Origin of the sequence: Micromonospora sp. M51 (genome assembly GCF_018070305.1) — a bacterium.
GTDB classification, from domain to species: Bacteria; Actinomycetota; Actinomycetes; order Mycobacteriales; family Micromonosporaceae; genus Micromonospora; species Micromonospora parva.
This window is the reverse complement of the sequence record NZ_JAGPXZ010000393.1, coordinates 1-5667: the sequence shown is the minus strand read 5'-3', so window position 1 is coordinate 5667 and position 5667 is coordinate 1. Positions and strand designations below refer to the sequence as shown.

Below are 5667 nucleotides of genomic sequence, written 5' to 3'. Positions count from 1 at the left end.
GCGAGCTGTTCTCCACGGAGAATCTGGAGAAGGAGTCCGCGCAGCCCGGCATGCGGTTGCAGAACTCCAAGATGTTGAAGATCGAGCTCAACGGCGAGGCGATGGCCCGGGTCGGGTCGATGGTCGCCTACCAGGGCAATGTGCAGTTCCAGGCGCTGGGCTCGGGCGGGCTGGGCAAGTTCCTCAAGCAGAAGCTCACCGGCGAGGGTGTCCCGCTGATGAAGGTCTCCGGCCAGGGTGACGTCTTCCTCGCCGAGCTGGCCAAGGACGTGCACATCATCGACCTGGAGCCGGGCGACGCCCTCTCCATCAACGGCAGCAGCGTGCTCGCCTTCGACTCCACCCTCCAGTACGACATCAGGATGGTCGGCGGTGCCGGGATGGCGTCATCGTCCGGCCTCTTCAACTGTGTCTTCAGCGGCTACGGACGGATCGCCATCACCACCAAGGGCACCCCGGTCGTGCTCAACGTGGACGCCCCGACGTACGTCGACCCGCAGGCCGCCGTCTGCTGGTCGGCCAACCTCCAGACCGGCTACCACCGGGCCGAGCAGCTCGGCCTCGGAACCCTGCTCGGCCGTCGCACCGGTGAGTCGTTCACCATGAGCTTCGCCGGTCAGGGCTTCGTCGTGGTGCAGCCGTCCGAGGAGCCGCCGGTCATGGGCAGCGGTCAGCAGCAGCAGGAGGGCGGCCTGCTCGGCGGCCTGCTGAGCTGACCACAACGGCGGCGCTGAGCTGACCACCACAGCGGCGCTGAGCCGTCCACGGCGGCGTGGGCGCTCCCGGTCCTCGGGGGCGCCCGGCCGGTCAGGTCAGCTCACCGGTACGTAGTCGGGTCAGCCAGGCCGCCGCGTCGGCGTAGTCGACGTCGGAGAGGCCCGCCGGCGCGGGGACCGGGCGTTGGCCCGCCGTCCCGGCCCATCGGTGCCGGGGATAGGAGCCCAGGAAGCGGACGTCGGCACAGACCCGACGGAGCCCCTGCAACGCCTCGCCCAGGCGTACGTCGGCCACGTGGCCCGTGCAGTCCAGGAAGAAGACGTAGCGGCCCAGCGCCTCGCCGGTCGGACGGGACTCGATCCGGGTCAGGTTGACGCCCCGGACGGCCAGCTCCATCAGCACGGACAGCAGCGCGCCGACCCGGTCGTGGGCGATATAGACCGCGAGCGAGGTGAGATCGTCACCGGTCGGCGGCGGGGGCGGCCCGGGGCGGGACACCAGCGCGAACCGGGTCACCGCGTCAGGGTGGTCGGCGATCTTGTCGGCGAGTGTCGTGAGCCGGTGCCCGGAGGCGCCGATCGGCGCGCAGATCGCCGCGTCGTACTCGCCAGTGCCGGCACCGGCGGCGGCCGCGCCGTTGGAGAGCACATCGACCACCACGGCGTCGGTCAGGTGGTCGCGCAGCCAACCCCGGCACTGGGTGGACGCCTGCGGGTGGGCCGCCACGGTGTGGATCTCGGTCAGCGAGGTGCCGGGTCGCGCGGCGAGCACGAACTCCACCGACAGGACCACCTCCCGGGTGATCACCAACGGCTCGCCCTCGGCCATCTCGTCCAGCGTGACGCCCACCGCGCCGCCGATCGAGTTCTCCAGTGGCACCAGCGCGGCGTCGGCGTCGCCGGCCCGGACGCTGTCCAGCGCCTCGCCGACGCTCCGGGCGGGTGTACGGGTGCCGCGCTCGGCGGCGGGCAGGGAGCGCAGGGCCTGTTCGGCGAAGGTGCCCTCCGGCCCCAGGTAGACGAATCGCGTCGGCGGTGTTCCCGGCATGCCGATCAGCCTACGCACCTGGCCCGTTGGCCGGGCCGGCGTCACAGGCCTGGGTGGGGATCCCGGCCGGACTGACGGCGCGTACCTCGACGGTGCAGACGTCGGTGCCGGCGGGTACCAGCACCGGGGCGCTGGCCCTGCCCCGGGTGACCACCTGGAGTTCCTCGTGCCCGCTCACCTCCAGCACCGTGAACTGCCAGTCGCCGGCACAGAGTGGCCCGGTGCGGACCCGCACCCGGACGTTCGCTGGAAGCACTCCGGCCTGGCCGCGCAAGAGTTGCAGCACCCGCTGCCCGGTCGGCCCGTTGCGGCACGCGGTCGCGACCAACCCGGCGTCCGCGGTGGGCGTCACAGTGGCGAGCGGCGGTGCGGTGGGCGGCGTGGTCGTGGGTGCGGTGCTCGGGGCGGGTGTCGTCGGGCTCGCGGTGTGCGTGGCCACGCCCGTCGGCTCTCCCAGCCCGGGTGGGGCACCGCAGCCGGCCAGCACCGCGACGGCGAGCACCATCGGCAGGACCCGGGTGATGGCCGGCGTGGGTACGCGATGCGCTGCTCGCTCGTCAGTCGCCGGTGGGGGGTGAATCGTCGCCTGCGGTGCGGGGGGAGCGGGGTGGGGTGGGGTGAACGGCACGGGCCGATCCTCGGGACATCGGAGAATTCGTCGCGGCCGGGGTGGCCGAGCCCATCGTAGGGTGAGCGGCCGATCGGGTGAAGGTCAACCGGTGACGCGGTGCCCGGCACGCTGGAGGGCCGCCGTTCCCTCGGTCAGCCGGACGGTCGGCACCAGCAGATAGTCGGTGTCGAACGTGGAGAACGTGACGGCGCTGACCCGGGCCTCGGCGAGCGGGTCGACGAGCGCGGCCAGGCTGCCGGCGCCGGCCAGCGCCACCGGGGCGCTGACCCGCAGACAACGCCAGGTCGTCTCCAGTACGGCCTGTGCCGGTGCCCGGTCGATCGGGCAGATCACGGAGATGCCGTCGGAGGTCCAGCTCACCGTCACCACGTCAGCGCCGCGCAGCCCGCTCGACAGCGCGTACGGCAGGGTGCTGCCGGCGGCCATCCGGCACACAGCGTATTCCCCCGGCAACAGGGCGATATCGAGCATGAAGGCACCCTACGGCCTTCCGGCGGGCCCGCCCGGGCAACGCCGCGTGCGGCACACGACACACTCCGCCGCAGGTCAGACCTCGGAGAAGAAGGTGAGTGAACCGGCCACGGTGCCGTCGGTGAGCAGCGGGGTGGAGATCGCGTCGACTGTCGCGTCGGAGCTGTTCGCCGAGGCGGCCTGCACCCGGAGCAGCCCACGGGCCAGCCGGCCGGAGGAGAGCGCCAGCAGGGGCGGGATCTTGTCGATCTCGGCTTCGGTCAGCTCGCCCCGGTTGGCGGTGAAGTCGAGCAGGCGCAGCCCGCCGTCGAGCAGCGGTCGGCCGATCAGCCCGTCCGGCTCGCCGAGGCAGAGCAGGTCGCAGCCGGCCGTGGAGATCGCCACCACCCGGGTGTCGGCGTCGATCAGCAGACACGGCTCATCGGCCCGGGAGACTGTCGACGACCATTGGCCGACGTTGTCGGACTCCGGCTCTGTCGAGGCCCGCGCCGCCGGCACGAACGCTTCCGAGAGCGAAAGTTCGACGTGGGCCACCGCGCCTCCTATGTGCACCGATCGACTGTCCACGCTAGCGGGTCGCCGACGGAATCACCGAGCGCACCGGGTCACCGGGCCGCGCGGGGTTGACCGAGGCGACCGGCGACGGCGCGGAGACCGGTGAGGTGAAGGGGGACCGGAGCCGCGTGGCGTCGCCGGTGACGTTACCGGCGGTGGGCCGGCTTGTCAGCGGCCGTTCGGCCCTCGTCGTACCACCGGTAGTCGGCCGTTGGACGGTACGTGCCGTTCAGCCAGGTGCTGGGGTGCTGTGCGACCCGGGAGAGCTTTTCGGCGGTGGCCGGGCTGATCCGGCTGCCTCCGGCCACGAGCAACCGGTCCAGTTCCCGGTGGGTGGCCATCAGGCAGTCCTTCGGAAGGCCGTAGACGCTGATGACGCCGGAGCCGACGAAGGTCAGCACCGGCGTCACCGGGACGGGCAGCCCCACCGCGTCGGAGAGGGCCTTGCTGGCCCGCTTGGCGTCCCGGCGGGACTCGGCCACGTACGGGGGCCGTTTGCCGTTGATCTGCACGACGTCGCCGGCGACGAGCACCCTGGCCCGGCCGTGGTCGGCGATGGTCACGGCGAAGAGACCGCTCGGCCCGATGGCGAGGAACCCGGCCCGGTCGTCCTGCCCGCGGTCGAGCACGTCTGTCACGTCTGTGCGCGGCCACTCGATCACGTGCCAGGCGGGCCCGAGATGGTCGAGTTGGCCCAACGCCCGTGCCCCGGCCGCCTCCAGGCGGCGGGCACCCCGCTCGGCCCGACGACGGCGGGCCCATTCGAGCGGTGTCGGACGGACCGGTTCCAGAACCCCCGGCGCCTCGACGCGGGGGTGTGGCACCGCGACGGGCGGCAGTGCCCGAGCGGACGGTACGGCTCGTCGTGCGGGAAAGACAGTCATCGCGACCTCCGGCAAAAGGTCCCTCGAAGTTATGTCCTCACTACCCTACGTTGCCACTACCGGTGTTCGGCAAGCCGGAACGCCGGAGTGACTGTGGATGAATGCCATATTCATCCACAGTTCTTTTCTCGGATGCCGCTAAACCCTGCCCTACGCTGCGGGAGTGACCCACTACGTCGACAGTGAAGTCGGGCGGCTCGGCACCGTACTGCTGCACCGGCCCGGCCCCGAACTGGCCCGGCTCACCCCACGCAACAACGACTCGCTCCTGTTCGACGCGATCCCCTGGGTGGGACGCGCCCAGGAGGAGCACGACGCGTTCGCCGCCGCCCTGCGCGAGCGCGGCGTGGAGGTGCTCTACCTGGCCACCCTGCTGGCCGAGACGCTCGCCGTCGAGGACGCCCGGGCCGAGCTGACCGAGGAGGTGCTGCGCTCCCCACGGCTCGGCGACACCCTGCGCGCCCGGGTCGCCGACCATCTCTCCTACCTGGACCCGGCCGCCCTGGCCGACGTGCTCACCGCCGGGCTGGCCCACGAGGAGTTGCGGATCAGCTCGGAGCGGCCGGGTGGGCTGGTCTACACGCTGATGGACCGACACGACTTCGTCATCGACCCGCTGCCCAACCTGCTGTTCACCCGCGACTCGTCGCTGTGGATCGGCGACCGGGTGGGTGTCACCAGCCTGGCCATGCCGGCCCGCCGCCGCGAAACCACACTGACCGACGCCATCTACCGCCACCACCCCCGGTTCGCCGGCACCGAGTTCGTCTACCGCCCCAGCCTGGAGCACCTGGAGGGCGGCGACGTGTTGCTGCTCGCACCCGGGGTGCTGGCGGTCGGGGTGGGCGAGCGGACGACCCCGGCCGGCGCCGAGCGCCTCGGCCGGCAGGTCTTCGCCGCCGGGCTGGCCCACACCATCCTGGTGGTGCCGATCGCCCAGGAGCGCGCCACCATGCACCTGGACACCGTGTGCACGATGGTCGACGTGGATGCCGTGCTGATGTATCCCAACATCGCGAGCACGCTGTCCGCGTACACGGTGATCGCCGGCGGGGACGGCGAGGACCCGCGGGTGGACGGGCCGGCACCGTTCCTGCGGGCCGCCGCCGACGCGATGGACCTCGACCTGCTCCGGGTCATCGACACCGGGCTGGATCCGGTCACCGCCGAACGCGAGCAGTGGGACGACGGCAACAACACCCTCGCGTTGGCCCCACGGCTCTGCGTCGGCTACGAGCGCAACACCGAGACGAACGCCCAACTCGAGCGGGCCGGCATCGAGGTGATCCCGATCGCCGGGTCCGAGCTGGGCTCCGGCCGGGGCGGGCCGCGCTGCATGTCCTGCCCGATCACCCGCGAGCC

7 protein-coding genes are annotated in these 5667 nt (G+C 72.1%); 2 read left to right on the top strand and 5 right to left on the bottom strand.

The annotated features are described in order from the left end of the window. Window positions 1-5 precede the first annotated feature (5 nt). Window positions 6-716 carry an AIM24 family protein gene (locus tag KBX53_RS20245; protein ID WP_247675924.1) on the top strand — a complete coding sequence of 237 codons (711 nt, stop codon included), beginning with the start codon at window positions 6-8 and terminating at the stop codon, window positions 714-716. Between the two features lie 91 nt (window positions 717-807). Here KBX53_RS20245 and pheA read toward each other — a convergent pair whose 3' ends face one another. The 5 genes from pheA to KBX53_RS20220 form a co-directional block, all read right to left on the bottom strand. Beyond that, on the bottom strand, window positions 808-1764 hold the full coding sequence (gene pheA / locus KBX53_RS20240; protein WP_210861023.1) for a prephenate dehydratase: 957 nt from the start codon (window positions 1762-1764) through the stop codon (window positions 808-810). Between the two features lie 10 nt (window positions 1765-1774). Next, window positions 1775-2392 (bottom strand): hypothetical protein, encoded by a 618-nt coding sequence (locus KBX53_RS20235; RefSeq protein ID WP_309140815.1) that lies wholly within the window; start codon window positions 2390-2392, stop codon window positions 1775-1777. An 84-nt stretch (window positions 2393-2476) separates the two neighbouring features. Then, entirely contained in the window at window positions 2477-2866 is a 390-nt protein-coding gene (locus KBX53_RS20230) for an ACT domain-containing protein (protein WP_210861021.1), read from the bottom strand. A gap of 75 nt (window positions 2867-2941) precedes the next feature. Then, window positions 2942-3400 carry a hypothetical protein gene (locus tag KBX53_RS20225; protein WP_030331711.1) on the bottom strand — a complete coding sequence of 153 codons (459 nt, stop codon included), beginning with the start codon at window positions 3398-3400 and terminating at the stop codon, window positions 2942-2944. 167 nt (window positions 3401-3567) lie between these two features. Further along, the gene (locus KBX53_RS20220) at window positions 3568-4305 is read right to left on the bottom strand and encodes a hypothetical protein (RefSeq protein WP_030331709.1); all 738 of its coding nucleotides are present in this window, start codon (window positions 4303-4305) and stop codon (window positions 3568-3570) included. A 163-nt stretch (window positions 4306-4468) separates the two neighbouring features. Here KBX53_RS20220 and KBX53_RS20215 point away from each other — a divergent pair. Next, window positions 4469-5667 (top strand): arginine deiminase (locus KBX53_RS20215; protein ID WP_210861019.1); only part of this gene is annotated, 1199 nt, incomplete at its 3' end.